Annotated in this window: 15 protein-coding genes; 3 read left to right on the forward strand and 12 right to left on the reverse strand. The window is 57.3% G+C overall.

All coding sequences use genetic code 11. The annotated features are described in order from the left end of the window. Window positions 1–6: 6 nt before the first annotated feature. The 8 genes from pglZ to IFR23_RS17360 form a co-directional block, all read right to left on the reverse strand. Window positions 7–2514: a BREX-1 system phosphatase PglZ type A gene (gene pglZ, locus IFR23_RS17325; RefSeq protein WP_192976948.1), complete on the reverse strand. Its 2508-nt coding sequence runs from the start codon at window positions 2512–2514 to the stop codon at window positions 7–9. Further along, window positions 2507–6037, reverse strand: coding sequence for a BREX-1 system adenine-specific DNA-methyltransferase PglX (pglX, locus tag IFR23_RS17330; protein ID WP_192976949.1), 3531 nt, complete (start codon window positions 6035–6037; stop codon window positions 2507–2509). Before pglX ends, pglZ begins: the two co-directional genes overlap by 8 nt. Continuing rightward, entirely contained in the window at window positions 6037–9570 is a 3534-nt protein-coding gene (gene brxC / locus IFR23_RS17335; protein ID WP_192976950.1) for a BREX system P-loop protein BrxC, read from the reverse strand. Before brxC ends, pglX begins: the two co-directional genes overlap by 1 nt. Window positions 9571–9573: 3 nt before the next feature. Further along, complete coding sequence (locus IFR23_RS17340; protein ID WP_192976951.1) at window positions 9574–10176, reverse strand: BREX protein BrxB domain-containing protein; 603 nt, start codon at window positions 10174–10176, stop codon at window positions 9574–9576. 2 nt (window positions 10177–10178) lie between these two features. Further along, on the reverse strand, window positions 10179–10754 hold the full coding sequence (locus IFR23_RS17345; protein WP_192976952.1) for a DUF1819 family protein: 576 nt from the start codon (window positions 10752–10754) through the stop codon (window positions 10179–10181). A 35-nt stretch (window positions 10755–10789) separates the two neighbouring features. Continuing rightward, entirely contained in the window at window positions 10790–11674 is an 885-nt protein-coding gene (locus tag IFR23_RS17350; RefSeq protein ID WP_192976953.1) for a WYL domain-containing protein, read from the reverse strand. A 143-nt stretch (window positions 11675–11817) separates the two neighbouring features. Continuing rightward, window positions 11818–12102, reverse strand: coding sequence for a hypothetical protein (locus IFR23_RS17355; protein ID WP_192976954.1), 285 nt, complete (start codon window positions 12100–12102; stop codon window positions 11818–11820). A 175-nt stretch (window positions 12103–12277) separates the two neighbouring features. Then, window positions 12278–13390: a restriction endonuclease gene (locus IFR23_RS17360; protein ID WP_192976955.1), complete on the reverse strand. Its 1113-nt coding sequence runs from the start codon at window positions 13388–13390 to the stop codon at window positions 12278–12280. Between the two features lie 296 nt (window positions 13391–13686). On the opposite strand from IFR23_RS17360, the gene IFR23_RS17365 reads away from it, so the two are divergent. Then, complete coding sequence (locus IFR23_RS17365; protein WP_197978512.1) at window positions 13687–15735, forward strand: ATP-dependent nuclease; 2049 nt, start codon at window positions 13687–13689, stop codon at window positions 15733–15735. After that, window positions 15732–17474, forward strand: a complete 1743-nt coding sequence (locus IFR23_RS17370) for a UvrD-helicase domain-containing protein (RefSeq protein WP_192976956.1) — start codon at window positions 15732–15734, stop codon at window positions 17472–17474. The genes IFR23_RS17365 and IFR23_RS17370 overlap by 4 nt, the downstream gene beginning before the upstream one ends. A gap of 169 nt (window positions 17475–17643) precedes the next feature. Here IFR23_RS17370 and IFR23_RS17375 read toward each other — a convergent pair whose 3' ends face one another. Together IFR23_RS17375 and IFR23_RS17380 are read right to left on the reverse strand one after the other, a co-directional pair. Next, the gene (locus IFR23_RS17375) at window positions 17644–20271 is read right to left on the reverse strand and encodes an AAA family ATPase (RefSeq protein WP_192976957.1); all 2628 of its coding nucleotides are present in this window, start codon (window positions 20269–20271) and stop codon (window positions 17644–17646) included. Further along, entirely contained in the window at window positions 20268–21377 is a 1110-nt protein-coding gene (locus IFR23_RS17380; protein WP_192976958.1) for a metallophosphoesterase, read from the reverse strand. The genes IFR23_RS17375 and IFR23_RS17380 overlap by 4 nt, the downstream gene beginning before the upstream one ends. 600 nt (window positions 21378–21977) lie before the next feature. On the opposite strand from IFR23_RS17380, the gene istB reads away from it, so the two are divergent. Beyond that, entirely contained in the window at window positions 21978–22688 is a 711-nt protein-coding gene (istB, locus tag IFR23_RS17385; protein ID WP_192976959.1) for an IS21-like element helper ATPase IstB, read from the forward strand. A gap of 60 nt (window positions 22689–22748) precedes the next feature. Here istB and IFR23_RS17390 read toward each other — a convergent pair whose 3' ends face one another. Together IFR23_RS17390 and IFR23_RS17395 are read right to left on the reverse strand one after the other, a co-directional pair. Continuing rightward, on the reverse strand, window positions 22749–22901 hold the full coding sequence (locus IFR23_RS17390) for a hypothetical protein (protein WP_192976960.1): 153 nt from the start codon (window positions 22899–22901) through the stop codon (window positions 22749–22751). A gap of 178 nt (window positions 22902–23079) precedes the next feature. Then, window positions 23080–24441, reverse strand: coding sequence for a tyrosine-type recombinase/integrase (locus IFR23_RS17395; protein WP_244655756.1), 1362 nt, complete (start codon window positions 24439–24441; stop codon window positions 23080–23082). Between the last annotated feature and the right edge of the window lie 157 nt (window positions 24442–24598).

Below are 24598 nucleotides of genomic sequence, written 5' to 3' on the forward strand. Positions count from 1 at the left end.
GGCACCTCAAAAATCGAAATCTGTGCTGATCCCACGTTTCAGCAGCAGGGGCTGTGAAGCGTGGTCTTCAAAATGGCTGGTCTTGCCGATGCGCGCACGCAGCTTCAGGAAGACTGTCTGGTTGTTATAGGTGTCTGCGGCTCGAGATAGCAGGAAGTTGCGTGATAGCTCTCGCTCACGGGGGTTCTCGGACGCAAAATCAAATTCCAGCTCCGTTTCGTCAGAAATGAGGGTTCCATCGCTGGCGAAGATTGCAGCATGCACCTGACGGGGCTGCTGCTTCTCGGTGACTGGCTCCGCCTGATAGAAAGCAACCTGGATCTGGCCGGTGGTGATCTGGGCGCGGGCCGGGGGAATAATTTGCACTGATACCTGCCCGACATCTTCCTTGCGCTGCTTGCCCACACGCAGAACCGGCAGCACGATCTCCTGCAGGCTTGCTCCGCCGTGAACGAAACGGCTGCCTGATCCCTTTAAACGCAGGCGGTTGATTGAATTCGGGATCAGTATGTCCTGCTCGCCCTCGAGGCCAAGCTGCGCGGCTGTGAACTTCTTCATCCCACCGCTGGTGCTGAGGCCCCGTCCGATCACGAAGCGCCGGCTGCGTGTGACGATGTCGCCTTCCGGCTCACTCAGCGCGAAGCCGCTCTCTTCCAGAGCCTTGTGCTGCCACAGGAAGCCGTGATCGGCGGTGATCAGGATGTTCGAGAAATTGGCCGAGGTCAGCTTGCGTACCAGCTTCACCAGATCGTCTATGGTGGTTTCTGCTGCTGCGGGAACATTCTCCTCGGTGGCGAGCTTGTCTCCGATTGCGTCAATCTGATTGTGATAAACATAAAGGATATCATGCTCGCGGAAGAGATCTTTGCCCTCTGACGACCCGAGATTCATGAAGTCCTTCGCTGCCAGAACCTTTACTCGGTCTCCAACTCGACCTGCAGCAAGAGCCTTCTGGCGGGCGGCTGAACCCATGCTGCTTTCCCCATCCAACAGCACTAGATCATTGTCATCGCGGATGGCCAGTCGACGGTGCGGCAGGAGCGCCGCCATGCCTAGCTGGGTATAGCTGGGCAAGGCTCCGATCATCGGCTTAAGATCTGCATCAAAGCGATTAAGCTTGCGGATCTCGCGCAGCGTCTCCTCGGCCACCTCATAGCGCAACGCATCCGAGATGATGACGACAACCTTCTGATCTTTGCGTCGATATTCAGCAGCCTGTTCCTGGTAGAAATCCCCCTGGCGCGGGAAACCCGGAACCGCCCAGTTGGTCAGGCGGGTAACATGATCCTGCCAAGCATCGTTCAGCTTAAGCACGAAGTTCGTGGTGTAGCGGTTCTCGACCGTTTCATAGAGAGCGGACAGCAGTCCTGACTGCCCACTTTTCTGCATGTGATAGATGAACTTACGATAGAGCTGGTCCACCCGGAACCAGCTCGCGGAATAGCGCTTCACGCCATCGGACGGACTGGTCATCGTCAGGTCGGCTTCGGCTAGGGCTTGCTGGAACTCAGTCGCATAGCCGATGGCCTGATAGACATCCGCGTAACGGCTATACCAATGGCTCTGGCGGCGATCGCGCGCCCATTTGAGCACATCTGTCGCTGGTAGGCTATGCTGGGCCAGCCCCTCTACGATGGCAACGACGATCCGCCGGTCCACTTCCTCGAAATGGTCATGCGGGATCAGGAGGCGGATATCGCGCGAAGCCAGATCATCTCTGATCTTCAAGACATTCTGATAGTCGCCCGACAGCTTCTCGAACGCCTCACCCCACCGGCGTGAAGCGCTCCAGCGGCGGAACATCAGCGCGGCATCGGTATTCAAGGTTGCGGCCTCCCCCATGGCCCGCGCCCAGGCGCTGGAAAACAGCGTGATGGCGAAATCGTGAAAATCGGGCTCGGAAGCAGAATAGCCATAACGCAGCGAAATCGCCTTCCAGAAAAACTCCGTCAGTCCAACTCGCTCGATAAGCCGCAGCGCATCATCTTGGCGATCCGCCAGTTCGGCCAGCAAAGCCTCGATCACAGCATCCAAATCGCCATCCGCGCCGGCGCAGATTGCCAACATCTTGCGACGGACATCGTTGGCGCTTTGCGACGGGCGCTCACGCTCGATTGCGCGCAGCGCTTCCAGCCGCTTGCCCGAACGGTAGAATTCGGCGTGATCCCGCACGGCGGCTTCGTATTTTTCCGGGATGCCCAGATCAGCGCGCCAGATCGCCGCCTGATCAGCGCGGAAGACGGCACTGGCCAGTTGCACATCCAGCAGCCAGTTTTCCGGCATCAGCGGCTCGGGGCCTTCCTTATAGAGCAGGAATCGGGCCGTCGGCTCCTGTCGCAACATGCGGTATTTTAGACCGAATTCATTGTTGGCGATTTCCACCTTCTTCACGCCGGGCAAGTCCACCGTATCGAACGCTGCGCGCAGATCACGTGCGGCGTCGTACCAGAAAACGATGCGGTGCCCCTGATCCTCATAGAGGCGCATCAGGCCAGCGGTGATGCGGTCAGTCATCAGCCGCCTCCAGCCCCTTGATCGGTTTCAACGCGCCGGCGAACAACGGATAGTTGCGCTTCACCCCGTCATTCAGGTCGATGGGGTTTTTCTTCTGCGCCATGGGGTAGACGACATCCCGTTCCCATTCGGTCAGCTCAGCGATCTGCTTGATGACCGTGCCTGCCTCTTTCTGCGCCTTTGTTTGCTGGGCCGGCGTTGCTGCAGAATCGATGGCTAGCTTTTCAAGCCGGGTGCGTTCAACCTCCAGCTTGTGGATGAACTCGCGTACATACTGGTTTAGCACAACTGAGACGGTGTCGGGCCGATAACGGTGCATATAGATCAGCGCGTTAAAACTGCCCTTGGGACTAGAGAACATCCAGTAGATTGGGCGCTTTTTGTAGCGGCGTACATGATAATCAAAAAAGTCCTTAGTGAACCACCGGCGCAAATCCTTGCCGAGCGCCTTTTCGATAAAGGCGAGATTTTCGCGTAACATCGTCTCACCAAAGGTAACGCCCAGAAACTCACGGGTGCGGGTAACGATGTCATCGGCAAACCAGTCGGCATCCAGAACTGGAATCACATTATCGCGGTCGGGGGCAAAGCTGGGCTCCGGCACGCGGGCAAGGTAATCTTCGATTCCCTCACCCTGATGGGCGAGGATCAGACCAGGCGCATCGAGGCTGTAGCGCCCGAACATGCAGCCCACGGCATAGTGTAGGAATTCGGCGACCGTATCCTGCAACAGTCGAACCTCACGGTCCTCTTCAGAGGACTGAACGCCATAGCGATAGGCCGGGTTGCAGCTGAGGGTGATTTCCTCAATCATCACTTGGGGGGTAAGTTCGTCCTGTAGACCATAGGCATCGATGAAGATACGGTTGTTCTCTTCTTCCAGCCGCTGCAACTCGTCCGTCATGCCCTGCCAATGGGTGCGGAGGCAGTCGTAGCTTGCCGCCATCGTCTCGGCGCGATGCTCGGGGGCGAGCAGCCGAAGCGTAGTGAAATCCCATGAGGTTTCGTCGGAGTCCCAGTCGGATTTCGTTTCGTCAATGAGCTGCTGAATAGGTTTGGACGGTATCCCTGCAAATTCATCAATAATTGGGAGCGAAGCAATATGTCCTACTTCGAAATTGAGAGTTGGAGATATTGCAGTTAAAAGCTTTCGCGCTGTGTGGGAGTTCATGAAACCCGTAAGCTTTAGGCGAGTTTCATCGTCAGGCGTGAATATGCAGCACCCGGCCACATCGAAAATGAACCCGCTTGGATAGTAGCGCAATGCGAGATTTCCGCTAGATATCTTTGACCAGCTCAGACTTGGTTTGAAATACTCAGACATGCTCTTGATAGTGCGGGTAGCACTACCATAGAGTGAAGCCGCGTACTCAACGACTTCCCTGCCGTCGCTTTCCCAGTTGATGACGTGCTCAACATTGCCGTACCACTTTCGATATCCACCACCCTTATTATAGGGAAACCATTTGGCCTGAGATTCTTTGGCTTCGGTTCGCGAGACCGCCACAAGAAAGATACGCGGGAACGCGACTTCCCACCAGCTTCTTAAAAATCGATTGTTATCGCTGGTCGCCATGCCCTGGCGAGTGTCGCCGCGACTTTTGAGTGGTATGCCCGCGGCAAAAGCAGACTTCACTTCCGAAGACATCCAATAGGCAATTGGATCTCCTGGGATCATCGTGAAATCAGCCGCCGAGGCGCGATAGAACCAGCCGCAATTGGGGTTTAGGATAGCCTCTTTGAGCCGTGCCTCTTTTGCAGCCTCGGAATTTCCATCAATAAGACGGATGAAAATGCCTTCGTGGTCTAATCTACGGGCGTTCTCTATTACGAATGCCGTGGTCGAAACTACTGCGCCACCAATGCTGTCAAAAGCGCGTTCGCCCAAATGCGCCATCGACAAAATCACGGAATCCGACAACAATTTTACGCGAAGCCTTTCGTAGGACGATAGAAACATCCATGATTGCATGTTGATCATCGCCATTAAGCCGTGCTGGACGCAAAGTCCAACCGCCCGTTCCATAAAGACGGCGAAGAGATCAGTTTTGCTTTCCGGATAGTTAGTCTTGACGAAGTCTCCTAGAATACCATTCATACCTTTGCCGCCCATGTAGGGCGGGTTGGCGACAGCGATATGATACTTCGGTGACAATGCCTCGGCCATACGAAGAGCGGTCACCACGCGCGCCTGCACTTCCTTCAGCAACAGGTCGGCGCGGAAATCCCGTGCTTCCACAACCCGCAGCGCCTCAGCCGGATCGCGCAGTTTCGGCACGATCAACGAGCCGAAGTTCTTGGCCTGCTCAAATTGCTCCAGCGTCTCGCGTAGTTCCTTGGTGAACATATCGTCGCCAACCACAGCGACCAAGTCCTGCAGCTCAGCAGGCGTGAAGCGTACATCCTGTAGCACAATAATGGCGGGCTTCGCCTCCATCCGCAGGAACCGTCGCCGCCCCAGTTTTGCCGCCGCCTTCATCGATAGCGCAAAAGCCGCCAGCCCTCCGGCGCGGTCGTCAATCTCGACGCCCGTCAGGTTGTGCTGCAGGATCAGGCCGGGAATTTCAGCCGCGTCATGGCCTTCCTCGGCATAGATTTCGTAGAGTAGGTCAAAGGCATAAGTCAGCATATGTCCCGAGCCGCAGGCCGGATCGCAAATGCGAATATCCTCGGGCCGCGTGATCCTCAGGAAATCCGCCTCTGGCCCTTGCGGCGTGATGTAGTAATGCATCTTTGCCGAAAGCTTCGATTGCGGACGGTTCAGCAGCCATAACCGCCCCAACGAGTTTTCCAACAGATAGCGAACAATCCAGTGGGGAGTGAACAACTGGGTCGCGGCTGGAATATCTTCCGCTGTTATTTTCTGGTTTCTCTTCATCCCAGCGAAGACCAGATCTTTCTTCTCGCTTATGTAGAACTGGTAAAGCCAGCCGATGATTTCCACATCCTGGCATGCCTCTTCCGTCATAACCTTACGCAAGCGGGCAAGGATGCTGTCCGGCGACAGCAGATCGTCCGGCATCAACAGTTCGGTATAGTCCTCCGCACGGTCGAGCATATCGGCGCGCTCGAACATATAGGGCATCGCACCGTGCCATTCGTTGCAGGCATGGATCAGCAGCAGCCGATAGGCCTCAGCCTGCCCATCATGAGCAGGGCGGGTGCCGTTTAGATATTCGGCAATCTCAGGCCGGGCGCGATCCGGCAGGTTACCCGCCATTGCCTCGGCCAAAATCTCGGGCCGGATGGCGCCGTCGGAAGGCGATACGGCGCGCGGATTGGTCAGGCCCGTCACATCCATAAAGCGCAGCGCGGTGAAGCGGTTGAACCATGTGTAAGCCGCCTGTTCGATCACTTGGCCACGGTTGATGTTGGCGGCAGCTTCCAGCTTGGCAACAGCTTTGGGGTGTTCACGGCGAGCCGGGGCACCATCAGCCAGCACCATGTCTAGTCGGGCAGTGACCTGATCGATCAACAGGTTGCGCGCACTTTGCGCAAACTTTTTCAGCGCATTGGTATCCATCAGACAATCACTTTCTTACCCGCGCCGATCTCGGCCAGCAGGGTCTTTTTCATCTCATCAAGGTAGAGGGTCACATCGTCCTCATCTTCGAGATAGGTTTTCGCGAAGGGAACGGTGATCGACTGAGCCTTGACATATTGGGGCTTTGCCGGTGCCGGCGGTGTATATGGCGCTGGTTGTGGTTCGGCCACGCCGTCGGCAGGTTGGGGCTGCGGGGCGGGAGCCGGCGCCGGCGCGGGCGACAATTCCGCGATCCGTGTGAGCGTGTCGGCCAGGAGATTGGAACGCACCTCTGTCGCCCGATGTCGCAAGGCTGGGATCAAGGTTTGCGAGGCCACGCCGGCTTTCTGCGCGGCAATTTCATCGCGGATACGCTTCTGCTGCTCTGGCGGTAGTCCGCGGAATTCCGAGGTCTGGGCGATTTTTTCGCTGACCTTCTCAATCGCCGCGGTGGCGGCTTTGCGCTCCGCTAGAACCGCTTGTTCGATGCGTTCCTTCAGGGCGTAGAAATCCGCCTTAAGTTCTTGGATTGCGGTGCCCTTGAAACACTGGGGATCTGCCAACGCATGACGCAAGGTATCGACGGCAGTATCATCGGCAAAGGTTACGTTTTGATCCTGTGCCATCAGGAATGCTCGGACTTCATCATAGATGCGCTTCTGCGGCCCAGCCATGAAGCTGCGGACCTTGTCGAGGATATCCTCCTTGGCATCCAGCAACTGATCTTCGTGACTAACCGGGCCGGTAATGAACCATGTCGCCGGCTGATCTCGCATGGTGTGGAGCAGAGCCCCCAAAGGATCGAGGGCCGCAATAAAGGGGTAGCCAGCCGTCTGCAGATCAAGGCCTTCCAGTTCGCTGGTCAGCTTGCGAACCTGGCCTTGCCATTCCGCCCCGAGACTGCGGGCGTCATTACCTGAGGAGGGCAAATCGAAGAGTGCCTGAAACAGCTCGCGGGATTTGCGAATCTGGACCGCAGTGAATTCGATCTGCGGCGAGAGCAAAATGTTAGCAAGGGAATGGCTGTTGCGCAGCTGCGGCACGAGCGCATCGCTCTCTAGCAGAACACTGTCAACCCGAGCTTCGAGCTTTCCGCGCGCGACAAGGCTCGCGGTCAGGCACAATACTGCAATAGAAGGCCAGCCGTAAGGTTTGGCACTAAACTTTTCTATCAAAGCCTTAACCGAGACCCGGGTCCCGAGCCGCATCTGGGCCTGAGCATGATTCAGCACGTCCTGCTCGGCCTCGGTCAGACCGCTGCCGCCAAAAAGCCCGCCATCGACACGTCCTGCGCGCCCAAGATCGGCTTCGGTGTAAGTAGCGCCGCGCAGTATAGGCAGGCTGGTATACACCTTGTCCACTAGGACCTGGAAACCTTTGACCAGGCGTTCCTGCGGGTCCTCTCCTCCGATTTCCAGCTCGGCTCCGCGCACGAAGAGCTGTGCATCTGCAATTAGGCCGCGTAGTCGCTGTACCAGCTCCTTTTCGCGCCGCGTATTCTGGTCTCGTTTTTCCGCAATGATACGATCGCGGCCGGGCTGGGCGTCGCCGCTGGTGACCTGACGGGCAAATTTTACGGTCTGGAGCCAGAGGACGAGATCGCGGGTGAAGCGCACGTCACGTCCCAGCAGGACAACCATCTCATCGCGTGCCATGCTGTTCGAACGAACCACATTCGGCGTGTCAGAATCGTCGCTGAAGGGCGAGACGATATTTACCGAAAGCTCATGCTCCCGGTTCAGGCTGTGCCCGTCGAGTTTGCGGGTAAAAGCGTAATCGACACCCGTTCCGGCATGCTTGATCTTCCCGTGACGGAGGATCGCACCGAACGCCAGCTCATCAAGCTGCCGTTCGATCTCGGCGGGATCAACGGCAATTGCCTTGATCTCGGCCTCGACGTCCTTCTCCTCATTGGTGAGAAACTCGTAGACCTCGCCATTGCGCTGAATCAGCGTCTGGCGCTCCAACAACGACAAAGCCTGTTCGATATTGCGGCGCTGCTCGGTCTGGTCAGCTTCGAACCGAGACAACAGGAGGATGGATATGTTGCGGGCAGTAGGCTTGAATTCCTTGACGTATTTAACAAGGAACAGCACTTTCAGAACCCTAACGGCGAAATCATCGCTAAGGTTCTTTTCGGCCAATTGGATCGACTGCTGAACCGATGATTTTAGGGCGGTGCGAATCCCTTCGAACATCAGGTCGAAGGTAGCAAGCCCTCCTACCGGCGTATCTGCCAGCTTTTTAGCCACCTCCTGAAAAACCCCCAGCATAGAGCGTTCGCCGACCGAGCTGTGCTTGCCTTCAAAGGCGTTGTGCTGGGAGAGGCCCATGATCGCGCGCTGGAACAGGTCATACTGATAATTTGGGAACGGATAGCTCGCGACGAACTGGCTCTTTCCGGAAAAATTTCTGAACTTGAAGGAATTATCACCGAAATCGAACAAAGTGCGCAGGTTGTTCTCCTCAGCATCGTAAAGATTGCCAAGGGTGATCTGGCCACCCTCGGTCTTGGCTAAAAGGCGGCGCTGAATGACCTCGGCCACATCTTGCGAGTTCAGTGGCATCCGGTTAGCAAAGCGTGCTTGGATCTTCGAAAAATCATTCTCCTGCTGAGACGTCAAGTCACCGATAACTGAACCCATATCCTGCTGGGCAGTTACGACAATCCAAGCCTGCCCCCTGCACCTCGTATTGAGGCTTTCGGCGATGGTCTGCAGGTTTGTCATTAGCTTTACGTTGTCGGCGATATACTGTCCAACCTCATCAACAAAGAAATTCAGGCGGAATTTCGCTCCCTTAGTCTCAATCCATGATCCTACCATATTGGCAAAATCCTCGATCGAGACCTTCGTATCCTTACGATACTGGACCAGAATATCCTTGACCTCATCGCCCGTGACCTCTGCGAAAGCCGCAGCAATGTGCTTGCCTTCCATCAAAGCCTGCTCCCGTCCCCGCTCCCAAGGTTTGCCGGAAGACAGCGCAAAGGCCGCCTTGAATGTTTCGAGCTCGCCACGACTGTCCAAGTCACGCTCAAACTGAGCGATATGCGGCAGCTTGCCATAATAGCCGCCCATTTCGTCAAAGACCTTCTGGAAAACGGCAAGAAGAGCATCGACGTCCGTTTTCGAAATCACATCCGCCTTCTGGTCAATATTAAACAATAGCGACTGAGACGGAATCGACGCTGCCTTGCGTAAAGATCCCGCTAGCATTGGATTATTCGCAAGCTTTCGTTCAAAGATATCGATGGCTCGATGCCCTTCGATCTCATCGTTCTCCAGCAGAAGGGCGAGCATCTTCAGTAAGTGAGACTTGCCTGATCCGAAGAAGCCGGAAATCCAAACGCCGTTCGCGGTGTCGTAATTGTTGTAGGCATCCAGGAATTGTTCCAGCCGGGTGCCGATCTCATTGGTGATGACATATTCGTCAAGCTCAGTTAGGAGACTGGCCTTGTCATCAGCCTTAATCACCCCATCGATCGAACGGTCAACCGGCTTGGCAAAAATTTCGCGCAGAAGAGTAGCCATCGGTCAGACCTCGTAATTCATGATATTGAACGCGCGATAATACTTGTCGTCATGCAGGACGCCGAACAATTCAAGTGATGCCCCCGTCGCTAATGCGTGCGTGTACTTTCCCGGAAAAAACATGACCGTTGGACGGTCCTTCGCGGTGCTTTGCAGGTTATTGAGCACGTTATGCGACCGCAGATATGGATAAACCTCACCCACGCCTGCCAGGAAAATCACTTCGTGCGGGACTTCTCGAATTTGCCGCGCGATCTCAGGAATTAGATGTTCCTGTGGGTCCAGAACGCCCTGCAGCAGCTCTTTGAGTTCCGCCTTCTCTGTCTCGGCTTCAACCTCAAGAATCTGCTTAAGAATTCCTCGCCCCTCGAGAATCTTAAGCGCAAGGTCATAAAGATCGATATCAAGCACCCGCACGCCTGCATGGCCCAAGCGGGCGATCAGATCTTCGCGATCCTCACCCAGGGTCAGCCCGTCTGCTGCGTCGAAAGCGCAGATGAAAAAGGGGACCTCGTTGCCCAGCCCTTGCTTATTTAAAAACCGTTCGCTGGGAATTACTCGGAATAAGTGTTCGGCGCGGGCACGCCGATCAGTTCTCGTGCTCACAGTTAGCCTCCATTACCGAGAAAGATCCGTAAATCCCTCGGATTACTTTCCTCGATAAGCCGCTTCATGCGTCCCGATAACCATATTGGTTGAATCCTGCCCTCGGCATTTCTTAAGCCAGCTTCCCGCAAGATCCGAAACAAAACCTGACGTAATTTCGCACAGGTAGATGATGTGAGGACGGCAACGTTAGGATCGGTCTCAGATTTTTCAGCGAGAAAGCGGTCAAAGACTTCATAACCCAGATCCAACCGCCAGGATTGGTAGCGTTCGCTGAGCACCTCGATAGCGAACTCGTGGACAAAGGAATAGGTTCGGCAGACCGCAAGCCATAGCATTGCCTGCTGCTCCGCGCGGTCTGCCTCTTCCAAAAAATAATTACGCTCGGTATCAGATAGATGGCCTATTCGGTCATACACCTCACGCAACACGCGGGTTTGTGAGGCTAACTTAGGCAGCGAAGATACGCTCCGGGTGAGTAAGCGACCACGAGCACGAGCCCAAGTTTCGCCGGAGCAATAAGCTTGGGCAATCAGGAGGCTTTCATTGAGCATGAGGCCACCAAGACTGAAAGACATCCGATACCTATGATGTCGCGGGTGGTCGTCTGGACTCACTGCGCCAACTCAGCCTTTTCCAGGGCTGCGACCATCTCATCTCTGTTGACTACCACGATATCCTGACTGCGAGCAGGTAGCTGGGCGGCGTCGGCGAGAAGGCCGAGGCGTTTCAACACACAAAACACCATAGCGTAGCGAACGGTCAGCACAGCCGATCCGCCCGCCATCCCAAAGTCCTTGGCGACCACGGCCTTCTGGCTTTCGGTGAGGCCAGGATGCGGGCCTACCTCAATGGCACAACGCTCCTGCCAAAGAGCGTCGCGACTGGCCGGCGCGCCGGCCTCGCCAAACTCGCCCACATCAAGGATACGCGACAGGGGGAAGTCTTTGAACTTGTCCGTAATGTGGCAGTAGCCGCGCACATGCCAGCGAAAGCCATCATAGCCGAAGGCATGTGGCGTAATGTGACGCCAGGTTGGATTGGGCTGATCCTTGCTCATCGACTGATAATGTATATCGACTGATCGCACGTCCCGCACCGCGCCTAGTATGGTACGGAGCACCTCACCGTTAACGTCGAGGCGGGGAGTTAGCGCGATATCGATATCGGGCACCTGTGTGATCCAGGATTCACCCAGTTCGATTAATCCCTCTGCGACCGAGCGCAGGCGCGAAAGATAGTCATACGGGTTGAGCTTCAGGAAAATGGGCTTGAAACCCGGACCAGCTACATAGCGACGGGCGCTCTTGTCATAAAGCGCATTATGGGGCGCGCGCTCCTGATAGAGCGTCAAATCTTTTGATGCCTGCGGCACTGACACATCGAACGTGTTAACAATGTCCGAGCGGTTGACGCCGCCCTCCCAAAACAGCCGGAACTCGATGAATTCGAGGCGGCGTTCAACGCCCCACTTCAGCGTTCCCCCCTCCCCTGTCATCTAGTTCCGTCCCTTCAAAATTCTGGGGCATATAAACTATATGGGCATATCCTTGATGCCCACACAGTTTCTATTCATACGTCGAGGTCCCGTCAAGCGTGAGCTACCCTTTCTGACTCGCTCATCAACCATGAGAGCCGGGATCAAGCAAGTGATAACAAACGCCTGCCAAGAGGCACAAGGCGAAGGAGATCATCTAGAAGATGCGTGAACCGGTAGTCGTGCTGCGCAAAGAAATGGTGTGACCGCAAAAAGGGACATGCATGTGTCGCCGCTTCCGTCAAATTCTCAGTCATCATATCCAACTTTGTATCTTCGGCATATACAAGCGGATCGCCGAGGATGAGCGTACCGTAAGAGCTGGCTATTGCTCGACTGATCGATGAAGGCAAGATCGGTATGTCCTCGTTACCGTTTAGTTTTTTCATGGCTAGAATGGTAACGAAGAGAGGCGATCGATCATGCGCTTACTTATGTTGATCTCTAGTTGGCTTCTCGCTGGGCGGCTCCCATCGAGATGGTGCGTATTGTGCACGCCATAGTGGCCAAGACGCGCCACACGACCCGCACCTGCGCGCGGGCGCTGGTCCAAGTTTTGGCATCCTAGCGCCCCCGATAACCCTCGATCCACTCAACGATGTTATCATAGTCGCGCAACTCAAGCCGATAAGGGTGGCGCTTCTGGAAGTCTCTGGCCCCCGAACGGAACGAGGACGTCGTAACTAGCATCGCGCTGGTCGCATCTGAATCCGCGAGGGTTCCATAGAGCTGCCGGACCAACTCAACACCGATCGGTCGACGGCGGTATCGCTTCGCCTCGACCAGACAGAGCAATCGGCCATGTGGCGTCGTCATATAGGCGAGGATATCCTTGCCACCGTCGCGGGTCGCCGGGGTCAGCTGAACCTCGTAGCCAAGATCGTCGAGCAGCTCGGCGATCAGTTCCTCGAACTTTCGAGGCGGAAGGTCGAGCATAGCCTGAGGGCGGGAGCGAAGCCGCTCGACTAACGCTTCGTTGACCGTCATTATCCGCGGCTTAACCTCCGTGATCAAAGTCCGCTCGGGGATGATGATCTGCTGATCAAGCCTGTAAATGTTGCCGCTGAGAAGCCGTTCGATTTCCTCTGGCGTACGCCCTCTAATCTGGTTGGCCAAAAGATGAAGCGCGAGCGGGAGACCGCCAGCCTTGTTTACCACATTGAATATTATCGCCCTAGGCAGTGCGTCGCCCAGCAACCCGCGGAGCAAGTCGACCGCATCGTCTTCCCGAAGCGGCTCCAGCTGGAGCTTTTTTGCGTGGTAGAGTTCGGGCACGTAGCGACCACTAAAGACGAGCATCCGGACCGCTTTGAAGTTTAGGAGGCGCTCGGCGATGACGTTGAGCTCTCCGCTCTGGAACGCATCGGCGTCATCGATCGCGATGATTTCGGGTACGTCGCGGTTTCGACGGAGATCGTCGATCCGGGCCAATATTTCATTCATAGCCTCGCCAGGACGAGAACGCGGCGTCCATAGAAGAGGCGGGTGGCGTGTGCGAACCGAGCCGATGAACTGGCGAAGCAGCGCCGTCTTGCCCATGCCGCCGATACCGGAGAGGACGGCTGGATCGCCGCCTCGCTCAAAGCGATCGAACAACCACTCCAAGTCCTGAGTGCGACCGAAAAGCGTCGATCTGCTATGATCGCCCGGCTCGATCAACGTTCTGATATCGCTCAAATCTATGTTCCTTTCGCCAGAGGAGAGTGCCGCGGCGCGACGCAGACGGTCAATCATTCTTACAGAGGGCCGAGCCGTTTATCTGTTGTCCTGCCGATGACGAGGATGACTTCGTTCTCGTCTCCCCGACACACGGCCAAGGGGCTTTAGCCCCTCCCCTCTGGACACTTTCGACTAATCGTGGGCCTGTGTGAATGCGCGACTATTCTTTTGTGAGAAGAATATCGGGATCGGATCAACCGGCACTTGGGAACGGGCAAACCCACCGATAGAGTGGGGCAAACTTAGGGGATGGCATGATTCAACTTACAAACGCACGCGTCGAGGGTTTCCGTCTGCTCGACAATATCGAGATCGCCGTGGAAGCGGGCGCTACGGTTGTTGTCGGCCGAAACAACAGCGGCAAGACATCACTTACAGAAGTTTTCGATCGATTTCTCGGCGAGCAGGCGAGCAAGTTCCGCCTAGAAGATTTTGCCGCCGTCGTCCGGCCAAAGTTCCTGTCCGCGAAGGCGCTAAGGGACGGTGGGATCACCGCCCCAGAGGCCGTGCTTGCAGAGTTGCCGGTCATCGCGCTTACGCTGACATTCACCTACGATCCAGCTGCAGACGATCTCGGCGCGCTGTCACCATTCGTAATCGACCTCGATCCCAACTGCTTTAAGGCCATTGCCCGGATCGAATATTCGCCTGCGCTGAATACCGTTCCGACGTTGCTCGACCAGCCAGAGCTGAAAACTGAGGCAAACTCGAACGAAAATATCTTCCGCCATCTGCGAGATGCTATCCCGAAGGCTTATGCTATCCGCTGCTTTGCAATTGATCCCACCGACGACGCCAACCGGCGCGCATTCGATAAGACGTCCGAACTCGCCGCGTTGATCCATACCGGCTTCGTCAAGGCTCAGCGCACACTTGATCTCGGCAAGCGTGGCGACACCGATGTGATCGGGAAGCTCCTTAATAAGCTGTTCAAGACCGCGAACACCTTGACCGCGTCAGTCGATGATCAGGAAATAGCCCAAGGGCTCAAGGCATCCGCGGCTGATCTTGAACAGGCGATGCAGGGGGACTTTGACGAGCGACTGAAAGCCTTGTTGCCCGCGCTTAACTCCTTCGGCTTCCCTAGCCTCAACGATACCGAGTTGCGCCCGCAGACAACGATCGATGTCGAGAGCCTTCTCACAGACAATACCCGTATACTATATACTGGGGCCGACGGCGTTCACCTGCCGGAAGGGTATAACGGTCTCGGCACGCGCAACCTGATCTATATCCTGCTCCAGCTCGAGGCCCTGCATAAGGCCTACCGCGGGTCCGCTATGCGGCCGGCGACCCACCTCGTATTTATCGAAGAGCCAGAAGCTCACCTCCATCCTCAGATGCAGGAGGTGTTCATTGCCCAGCTCAACGCGGCTGTCGCCACGCTTTCTGAGAAATATCCCGGCCAGCCGGTCTGGCAGGTGCAGTTTATCGTCTCGACTCATTCGTCACATCTCGCCAATGCAGCTCAGTTCGACGCAATTCGCTATTTTCTGAATGAGCCAACGGAAGTTGCCGGAGTTCGCCGCACCAAGGTGAAGGACTTCCGTCGCGGAGCCGAAAAGATCGACGCCGAGGATCGCCGTTTCCTTCAGCAGTACATGACCCTTACGAAGTGCGACCTGTATTTTGCAGACAAGGCAATCCTCGTGGAGGGAGCTACCGAACGGATTCTGATGCCCCGCATCTCCAAGATCGTGGACGCGGACCTGTCCACGGGCAGCAAGCTCGGCCGGCAATATATCACCACTATTGAGGCGGGGGGCGCGCACGCACAGGTCTTTTATCCCCTTCTAGAATTTCTAGAGCTGAAGACACTTGTCATTTCCGATCTGGACGCCGTGCGCCTAGTCGATTCCAAATGGAGGAAGTGCCCGTGCGCTGACGGAGTACGCACATCGAACTCAGCGTTGAGGGCATGGTTCAACGAGCCTCACATCTCCGTGCAAGACCTTATGGCAAAGACTACCGCTGACAAAACGAAAGGCTTTTGCCGCATCGCCTATCAGATGCCGGAGGATGGATCGTCCCATTGCGCGAGGAGCTATGAGGACGCGCTAATTCTCGCCAATCTAACGGACTTTGGGATCGCCGATGATGCCGAGGCTGCCAAGAATGCTTGGGAGGCCGCACAGGATTTCAAGAAGTCCGAGGAAGCAATCAAATTCGCCGTCCGTGAAGAGAACTGGAACGTGCCCCGGTATATCCGCGAGGGGCTGACCTGGCTGTCCGAGCCGCCACCGCCGCCCGCCGCTCCGCCGCCCATCGTTCCCGACGGCGAGCCCGAGGAGCAAGCGGCATGACCATCAAACTTCCGTCGCCTGCAGTTATCGCGGCTCAACAAGCACAAGAGAGACTCGAATCCTGTCTAGAGGGGGCAAAGAATTTTCGTTTGGAGGCCGGGGCGGGAGCGGGAAAAACCTATTCGCTGGTAGCGGCACTCCGGAAACTGATTGCCGAGCGAGGCACTGCTTTGGTGAACGCGGGGCAGAAGGTGGCGTGCATCACCTATACCGAGGTGGCTCGAAATGAGATTGCTCAGGAGATCGAGCAGCATCCCGCAATTCTCGTAAATACGATCCACGGATTCGGATGGTCGTTCATTGCCCCGTTTCAGAAACAGCTCCGCGACCTCGTTGCCGCCCAGGAAAATCGTCAGGAAGCAATCGAGGCCGCGGGAGGAATCCTCAATCAGACGGTCGAATATGGTTTCGGCTTTTTTGGGATCGACGATAAGCGGATCACACTCCATCACGATGATATCCCGAAATACTTCGCCGCCCTGCTTGGTAACCCGAAGTTTCAGCGAATATTTAGCAGCTTGCACCCGGTGTTGTTTATTGACGAGTATCAGGACACCGACCCGCTCGTCATGAGCGCACTTTCAGATTGTTTCTTCGCGACCGACTCGGGACCGACCGTCGGACTATTCGGGGATCACTGGCAGACGATCTATCGTAAAGAATATCAACTCGCGGATTATCCCAATGTCGAGCCGATCGACAAAGGTTCCAATTTTCGTTCTGTCCCGGTCATCGTGGACGTGCTGAATAAACTCCGCCCGGAGTTGGTCCAACAGGTAGATGACGAAGCCGCGCAGGGCACAGCACATTTCTTCCATTGCAATGCCTACACCGGTGAACGGATGAACTCGAGAAATGGAAAGGCAGAGCTGACCGCGGAGCTATCCGTCAGCTTTATCGACAGCCTTAAGGTGCGATTGCAGGCTGAAGGTTGGGACCTTGCTCCAGTTAAAACTAAAATCCTTATGCTCACGCACAACGCCATCGCGGCTGAGAGCGGCTATCCTAATCTCGCTAACATCTTCGAGCACAAGGAAGCCTTCTCCAAGAAGGAGGACGCGACCATCGCGTTCCTTGCCGACACCGTTGAACCGATCTGCCAAGCTTATATCGCCGGCAACTATGGTGAAATGTTCCGTTTTATGGGCGGCCTTCCCACGATCCAAAAAGCTAGTGATAAGGCGGAGTGGCGGGCGCAGTTGGATCAGCTTGTCACTCTTCGTGCCAATGGCACCATCGGCGACGTCATCGATCTCATGAAGAAAACCCAACGGCCACGCCTCACGGATCGAGTTGCCAAACGCGAAGCCGAAATCGTCGAGCTTGGTCCCGATGAAACGCCCGATGAATCAAACTCGCTCAAGCGTCATCGCAAGCTCAAGAATGTAGCTTACCGTGAGCTAGTGGCGCTTGTAGAGTTCATTAACGGTTTCACCCCCCTCGCCACGCAGCACAGCGTGAAGGGCGCAGAATTTGAGAATGTACTCGTTATCCTTAGCGCCGGTTGGAATCACTACAATTGGCCGAAATTTCTCGAATATCTTCAGGCAGGAAGTGTACCGGCGAAGGATCAAGCGAGCTTTGCACGGTGGCGGAACCTTTTCTATGTCGCTATCTCGCGACCTAAAAAGAGACTTGCCGTTCTAGCGACTCAAACCTTGGAACCACAGGCGCTAGCGGCAGCAGCACATCTATTTGGTGCTGAAAATGTTGTATCGCTACCGGTACCTCAGGCGTGAACCTAAGTCCAAGGTCGTAGGGCCGAAGGCTTTTCCTGTGGTTCGTTTGTCGCCCGCGTTGAGTCGCATGTGTATGGGAATTCTCGTAACCGAACAAAGCGCCTGAAACGCGGTCCTGGGTCGAAACCGGCATTCCCTTTTCCAACGAGAACGTTCTGCAGGCGGGGGGTCAAAGAACCAGCCTGGTTCCGGTCATATGCCGGAACGCTCGCTCACGGCAGGTCAGCAAAATAATTTGCGTGTGCTGGGCCGCTCCCGTCAAAATCTCCGTCATCAGGTCCAAACGGGCATCATCGGCATACACGAGCGGATCGTCGAGGATTAGCGATACCGGACGCCCCTCTTCCCGCAGCAATTCAGCGATCGCGAGTCGGGTTAGAACGGCGAGTTGTTCCTGCGTGCCTCTCGAGAGGTTGACGCAATCCTCCGTCGCCCCATCGCGACAGATCGCAGCTAGTCCGAGGTCGTCGGCAAAGACAAGATCCGCGCCAGGTAGCAGGCGCTCGATGTGTCGCTTAGCCCGCGCGGTGACCGGGCCAACGTAGGTTCGGGAGGTTTCTGTGCGGACCTCCTCCAAGGTGTCCCGCAACAGCTTGAGCGTAAGCGCTTCTTCTGTGGTTCGGCCGAGTGCTTGCTTCGCGGCCATGGCCTCTTCGGTTGCCACAGCCGCGCGTTCCGCAAGCCCCTTGCCGCCCTCACTTTCGATCGTGCCCTCTAGTCGGGCGATGTCAGTTTCGAGCCGTCGCCGCACGTCACTGGCGGCAGCCTGACGCGCGTCGATATTGGCGATCCCGCGCTCGATCGAATGCGCGTCGTGGGCGCTAGCATTGCGCTCGGCTTCGTTGAGAATAGTGGCCGTCTCCGCCGCCTTCTCCTTTGCACCGATCAGATCCCCTGCAAGGTTCCCGAATCCCTGTCCCTTTTCAATCCGTTCGAGTTGGTTCGCCGCGTTTTGAAAGTCGCTGGCCGCCCCCGCTTCGATAGCTGCCAATGGCCGTTCCTGTTCCTCGATCAAGGCGAGGACCGTTGCCGCACTTTCTTGCGCGCCTTCAGCACGGGCAAGCACTGTTTCGGCCATATCGACCGCGTCAGCGAAGGCCTGAACGGGTGGGGCTTCGTTGTCGCTCTCACCTTCCGCCTCCGACAGCAAGCCCGTTACGAGCAGCTTGAGTGCGGCTACGCCGGCAGCAAGTCCGAGTTCGGAATCGGCGGGGGCGCTCGCATCTAGCTGGGCGGAAAGTGTCTTCACCTCGCCAGCTGCATCACGTGCTATGTCGTTGCGCTGCCGTGCGCCAGCGATGCTTTCCACGCCCAACTCTGTCAGTACTTCATCGTGGCGAGCGATGGCTTCGGTTAGCCCCAGCTCAACGCTACCAGCGGATGCCGGTGGACGAATGATGAGCTCTGCGCTGGAGCCCAAGCTGACGCGCGTCTCACGTGTCAGGACAATACGGTCGGTAGTAACCGGATTGCCGTCGATCCTAATGTCCGGCGCCGAGCCGACAAGCTCAATGGTGGTTGCACCCGCCGCAAGCTTGGCACGCGCTTCAGCAATACTCCGCTCGCCTTTCTCCAGCTGGCCGATTTTCTCTGACGAGATCATGGTCGCAGACGTCGCTCTGGCGATAGAAAGGCGTTGCTCCAACCCTATGACGGTCTCGTGCCGAACGCGCGCGGACCTGATCGCTTGCCGACGTCGCAAGGCGGCTGCGTGCTTTTCAGCTTCGGCGAGTGCCGCTTTGACCTGCTGCCGGTTAGCTCGTGCCTCGACAAGAGTAGTGCGCGCCGCATTGGCCTTATGCCTTGCCGCCGTCAGCTCCTCAGACCGTTCCGCCCTGCGCACTTTGGCAGTATCGAGGGCGACCTGCGCTTGGTCACGGACGCGTACAGCGGTGGCGTGGCGTAACGCTACCTCATCCAGCGTTTGAACCCGGATGCTCGCAATCTCATACTCGGCTTTACGTTGCGCCAGCATTTGGGCTGCGGCTCGTGCGATTTCGAGCGACCGAACCAGATCGGCGCGCCTCTCGATGTCAGTGGTGTCGGCCATCTCTCTTTGCAGAAGTTTAAGGCGCACACGCGTTGCTTCAACCTCGGCGAAGCTCTTCTCCAGAAGCTCGACCTTGCTGGCGGCTTCGCGTGCTATCCCCTGCGCTTGGTCGAGCCGTTCCCTTGCTGCCTTCTGCTCGCCACCGGGCGACCCTTTCGCGGTCCAGAATACGGCACACTGCTGGTCGACCCGTTCGCGAACCCGCTCATAGGCCGCACCGCCGAGGATCGTGCCGACCTCCGCCTCAAGTGTCGATTGGATCGTGTCACGGACGATCCGGCCCGGCGCAGAAACAGCAAGCGCTTCGGCCTGTCCAACCCATAGCAAACCGAGCGCGCCATAGGCAGTGACATCGCCATTACGGCTCGTGTCTTTCTCGAACCCCAGCAGTGCCTGAAGCTGCTCTTCGGCAGCGTCACCTTGGCTTCTGCCACTCGGCCCTCTCAACTCCATCGATGGTGACTTGAGGAAGCGTTTGGTGACCGTCCACGGCACCCCCGTGACGTCAAAGCTGACCTCAACTTCAGGAGCGACATTCTCGCCGAACGGCTGGTACGAGCGCGTCAGCTGATTGCTTGATCGGTGCGGCACGAAGAAGGCTGCGCGGATTGCCTCGAGCAGGGTGGACTTGCCCGTCTCGTTGGGCTCGACCACGATGTTGAGACCATCGGTTAGCCCGTCGATCTTGACCGGCGCGCGGAACTTACGGAAGTTGTTGGCGGTGATGCGCCGCAGCTTCAGGCTCACGCTGTGGCATCCCTAGTATGTTCAACGAACAGGCGTTCAAGCGCGCGCTTGGCTAGAGCCGCATCCCCCTCCCCTGCCCTCACTTTCGCGTAGAGCTTGGCCGCCGCGGCGCCGAGCATCCCCTCCCCTGCCAGCGACGCGAGATCATCGTCGCTCGGCCTGGCAACTAAATCGTCGGCACGGAGATCAAGATGGCGGAGCCGGTGCCGCAGATCATGTTCGATTCTGCCGAGGATGGCAACGCGATCTGTCATGCTGGTGATGCCCACTAAGGAAAGCTGGAGCAGCGTCGCGGCGGGATCGACCTCGCTCATCAAACGCTCCAGCTCCGCATCAAAACTGGCTGTGTCATTGACCCGCCATTCTCGGATCAGCCACTGGTAGCGGCCGGTTCTGATTGGAGTAACTTGGGGTCCCTTCCCGCCCCCGAAATCGACCAGCAAGACGTGTCCTGGAAGATCGCGCTGGAAGCGGTCAGTCTCGGGCGTTCCAGCATACCAAGTACGGCTGCCGATCTCGAGGACGCCGTGCCAATCCCCCAGTGCTAAATAGTTGAGATCGGAACGTTCGGCGCGGTCGGGTGGGATCTGATTATTGGCCTCGCCCCGCGATCCGAAATCCCTGATAGAACCGTGCGCGAGACCGATACGAAGGCGTGCCCCCGGCGTGGCCATCGTATCGAAATCGGCAGTCGGATCGTCAAGGTTGTGCCGGTGCGTGAGCGGTGCTGGCAGCAGCCAGATGCCATCCTCCATCTCCTGCGGCTGGGGTTCGGTCAGGATCATGACGTTGGCAGTTCGACGCGCCCTCACCCGGTCCCACAGACCGCCGTTGCGCGCATAATCATGGTTGCCTGGCAGCAGCCACCAGCGGCAGGGATAGCGCTCCATCCGGGACAGTGCCTGGACGATGGTTCTGTCTTCCGGGCCTTCGGTATCGAACACGTCGCCAGCCACCAGCACATGGCTCGCGTCATGGGCACGAGCAGCTTGGCCAATGGCGTCGATCGCATCGAACCGAGCTTCGATGAGAGCCGCCCGGACATCGGGTTCAAAGCGACCAAACGCCCTGCCGAGCTGCCAATCGGCACTGTGCAAAACGCGCACCTTTCACTCCCTTGCCTGCCTCGCGGCCGCTCCAGTTTCTATGGAACGTCTAGCGAACAGTCGGGGTGCGAGGAAGCCTCCAGATCGCTGCCCAGGTACGCTCCCGCAGTTTACACCCTCGTGATGGCTATTTGCTCCCCAAAACGGATCAGACAGGGAACATGGAGTTTTGTCATCGGGAGATAGTCAGCATTCAAGCGCGCTAAGTCGCGCGCTTAAGTCATTGCGGAAAAAGGAAAATGGCTTGCTCTTCAACGGATGACTTTGGGCCCGGATCTAGGCGGATCTGATGCGGATTTGACAGCACACCTTACGCAAACTGCGAGGTCGGTTGAGGTGCTCCATTCAAGTTCGTGATGTTGTAAACGAACGAGCTATGGCCTCTTGAAAGTGTGTCGGCCGAGCGCCGCATTGGGCACACGGTCGGGAGCTTGTCAGGCTACCCGAATAACTCGTTATTCAAGCTAGAGAGTTTCAGAAAGCTGACTGACTCCTGTAGCTTTAGATCGATGAGGCTTTAATCTCTGGTCTCACTGCCTTCCGATCAGGTTGATCCGATTGCCAAGATGACGGAACGCCCGGTCACGGCAGGTCAGCAGAATGACCTGCATTCGTGTTGCGGCGTCGGTCAGGATCACCGAGCTCGACAAGCATGGCGACGCCGCCACGCTCAGCCATGCCGAGTGGCTCGCCCTGCTGCTCGACCGGGAAACCACCTGGCGGCACGACAAGAGGCTCAGTGCGCGCCTTCGATACGCAAAATTGCAGCATCAGGCCGCACCTGAAGATGTCGACTACCGAAGCCCTCGCGGGCTTGAGCGCCGGCTGTTCGAAACGCTGTTGAGTGGCGAGTGGATCGACGCGCATGACAATCTGGCGATCTGCGGCCCGACCGGTATCGGCAAAAGCTGGCTCGCGTGCGCCATCGGCCACAAGGCCTGTCGCGATAACCGCTCGGTCCTCTACGTGCGCTTCACGCGTCTCCTCGACGAGCTTGCCCTGGCACGCGGCGACGGCCGCATCGCCAACAGGCTCAAGAGCCTCGCCAGCGTCGAACTGCTCATCCTGGACGACTGGGGTCTTCAGCCCCTGGATGCACAGGCCCGGCATGACCTGCTCGAGATCCTGGAAGATCGGTACGGCCGCAAGTCGACTATCGTGACCAGCCAGCTTCCGACCGCGTCGTGGCATCATGCCATCGGCGATTCCACCTATGCCGACGCGATCTTGGACCGCCTCCTTCACAACGCTCACCGCGTCGAACTCGAAGGGGACAGCCTGCGGCGCACCAAAGCGTCCATCGGCGATTGACCATGCCTCGTGAAAATGACACCCAACCCATGTCGACCGAGTGACCGCAACTGATCGCGATCAAATCGGAACGCTGCGCGCCATCAAATCGGAATAGCTGCGCGCGATCGTCGGGATCCGCATTGGGCGTCTTCGTAACCGGGTCTGGTACGGCATGGACGATCTACGCGCCGCCATGGCCGAGATGATGACCGCGTTGAACGCCCGCGTCATGCGCCGGTACGTCGCTATGATCCGCTTTGCACAAGAGGCTGCATCAGCCGGCTAAGTAGGAAAACGCTCGTTCGAGCGCGAATGATCGCCGCGAGGGCGCTCATCCGGGGTCGCCCCCGCAAGGGGTGCTCGCGGGCCGGTGAACGGCCCGCGCCCTAATGGAGAGACCGGTTCCCGGTCAGCTCTGGTCGTCGTCTTCAAACTGGACCGCCTGCGGCTTACGCCGAGCGCTGGGCTTGGCGCGCCGCACGTTGACGGACGCCGCGCTAATCATGTTCTTGATGTGAGCGGCATAATGTTTCTGGATCATCTCAACGCTGGTTCGGCAATTACGGGCCACGGCATACACGTCCGCCCCCTCCATCAGGCGGAGACAGACATAGGTATGGCGCAGAGAATAGGCCGTTCGCGCCTTGCCGTCGCGATCGAACTTGAGACCGGCCTTGTCGAGAATGCCGTTGAAGAGCTTCACATGATTGCCGGGGAACACCTTGTCGTTTGGCTTGGGCAGTTCGGCCAGGGGCGTCTCCGGCGCTTCTGTGACCCCCTCCAGCTCGCGGCGCCTACGCTGTCGGCGTGTTTCGCCCTGAACCGGCTTGGGACGTCCAAGTAGACGTTCATAGGGGCGAACCGCGTTCGGCATGCTCTTGCAGAAGCCGACGCCGCGCTTGCCCCGCACTTCGATCTCGAGAATGCGCTGGCCGGTTTCATCGTCGACGACGATCTCCACATCGCGGTGCTCGAGATTGGATGCCTCGTCTGGGCGTAGACCGGTATTCGCCATGAACAGCACATAGTCGTGCACCTGCTCGGCGTTCCAGCGGTAGTGCTCATGGAACGGCTCCTTCGCATAGGCGCCGGTCGCCTTGTAGAGCTGCTTGTACTCGGCAGGGCTGAACCAGGGCCGATGCTCAACCTTGCTGGAAGCACGGTACGGACTGGATATATCCGGTACGTGCGAAAGCCAGCCATGACGAACCGCGGTATGCAACACCTGCCGCAGCGTCACGATCTCGTTGTGGATGGTCTTCCAGGCCGGTGCCTTGTCGGTCACCGGCCGGTTGCTGCGCGAGTGCGGGTTGGCCACACCTCGCGACGACATCCGGTGCACGCGGTATTCCTGCACCCTGCCCGCGGTAATTTCCGATAGGCCCATCTCGCCAAAGAACGGCAGCAGATGGATCCGTAAGCGGATGGCGTGCCCCTCGGTCCAGCGGACGCTGCGCTGCCCTTCGGTGATCACCTCATACTCGCGGGTAAACTGTGAAGCCGCTTCCTTGAAGGTCTTCTCGCTTTTCAGCACGCCGGCATGAAGCTTGCCGCGCAGGCCGAGATACCAGTCCTCGGCGACCTGCTTGGCGAGCGCCAGACTATCCGTCCTGGTGCTCGAGCGGCGCTGCTTGTTGCCGACAGAGGCGGAGCAATGCCAGCTTCCGCCCTCCGCGCGCCTGTAAATCTGGACTTTTCCGCCAAGGATTTCGTGCCGCTGCATGACGACGCTACCGGTACAAAGTGGACCAATGATCGCAGTTTTTTTCAATTGCCGGCAAAAGTCAAATTTGTGCTAGCGGCGTGCTAACGGAAAAAGCCCCCTGCTTGCGTAGGGGGCGGTCGGTATATCATTGTTTTGTTTGTGATTTTGGTTGCGGGGACAGGATTTGAACCTGTGACCTTCAGGTTATGAGCCTGACGAGCTA

It is taken from the genome of Sphingomonas sp. CFBP 13603, assembly GCF_014892665.1.
Lineage (GTDB): Bacteria > Pseudomonadota > Alphaproteobacteria > Sphingomonadales > Sphingomonadaceae > Sphingomonas.

Excerpts from the sequence above, each read along its gene's own strand:
- pglZ (WP_192976948.1), bottom strand. The coding sequence starts at position 2,514 with ATGACTGACCGCATCACCGCTGGCCTGATGCGCCTCTATGAGGATCAG.
- pglX (WP_192976949.1), bottom strand. The coding sequence starts at position 6,037 with ATGGATACCAATGCGCTGAAAAAGTTTGCGCAAAGTGCGCGCAACCTG.
- brxC (WP_192976950.1), bottom strand. The coding sequence starts at position 9,570 with ATGGCTACTCTTCTGCGCGAAATTTTTGCCAAGCCGGTTGACCGTTCG.
- IFR23_RS17345 (WP_192976952.1), bottom strand. The coding sequence starts at position 10,754 with ATGTCTTTCAGTCTTGGTGGCCTCATGCTCAATGAAAGCCTCCTGATT.
- IFR23_RS17350 (WP_192976953.1), bottom strand. The coding sequence starts at position 11,674 with ATGACAGGGGAGGGGGGAACGCTGAAGTGGGGCGTTGAACGCCGCCTC.
- IFR23_RS17355 (WP_192976954.1), bottom strand. The coding sequence starts at position 12,102 with ATGAAAAAACTAAACGGTAACGAGGACATACCGATCTTGCCTTCATCG.
- IFR23_RS17365 (WP_197978512.1), top strand. The coding sequence starts at position 13,687 with ATGATTCAACTTACAAACGCACGCGTCGAGGGTTTCCGTCTGCTCGAC.
- IFR23_RS17370 (WP_192976956.1), top strand. The coding sequence starts at position 15,732 with ATGACCATCAAACTTCCGTCGCCTGCAGTTATCGCGGCTCAACAAGCA.
- istB (WP_192976959.1), top strand. The coding sequence starts at position 21,978 with ATGACCTGCATTCGTGTTGCGGCGTCGGTCAGGATCACCGAGCTCGAC.
- IFR23_RS17390 (WP_192976960.1), bottom strand. The coding sequence starts at position 22,901 with ATGACGCGGGCGTTCAACGCGGTCATCATCTCGGCCATGGCGGCGCGT.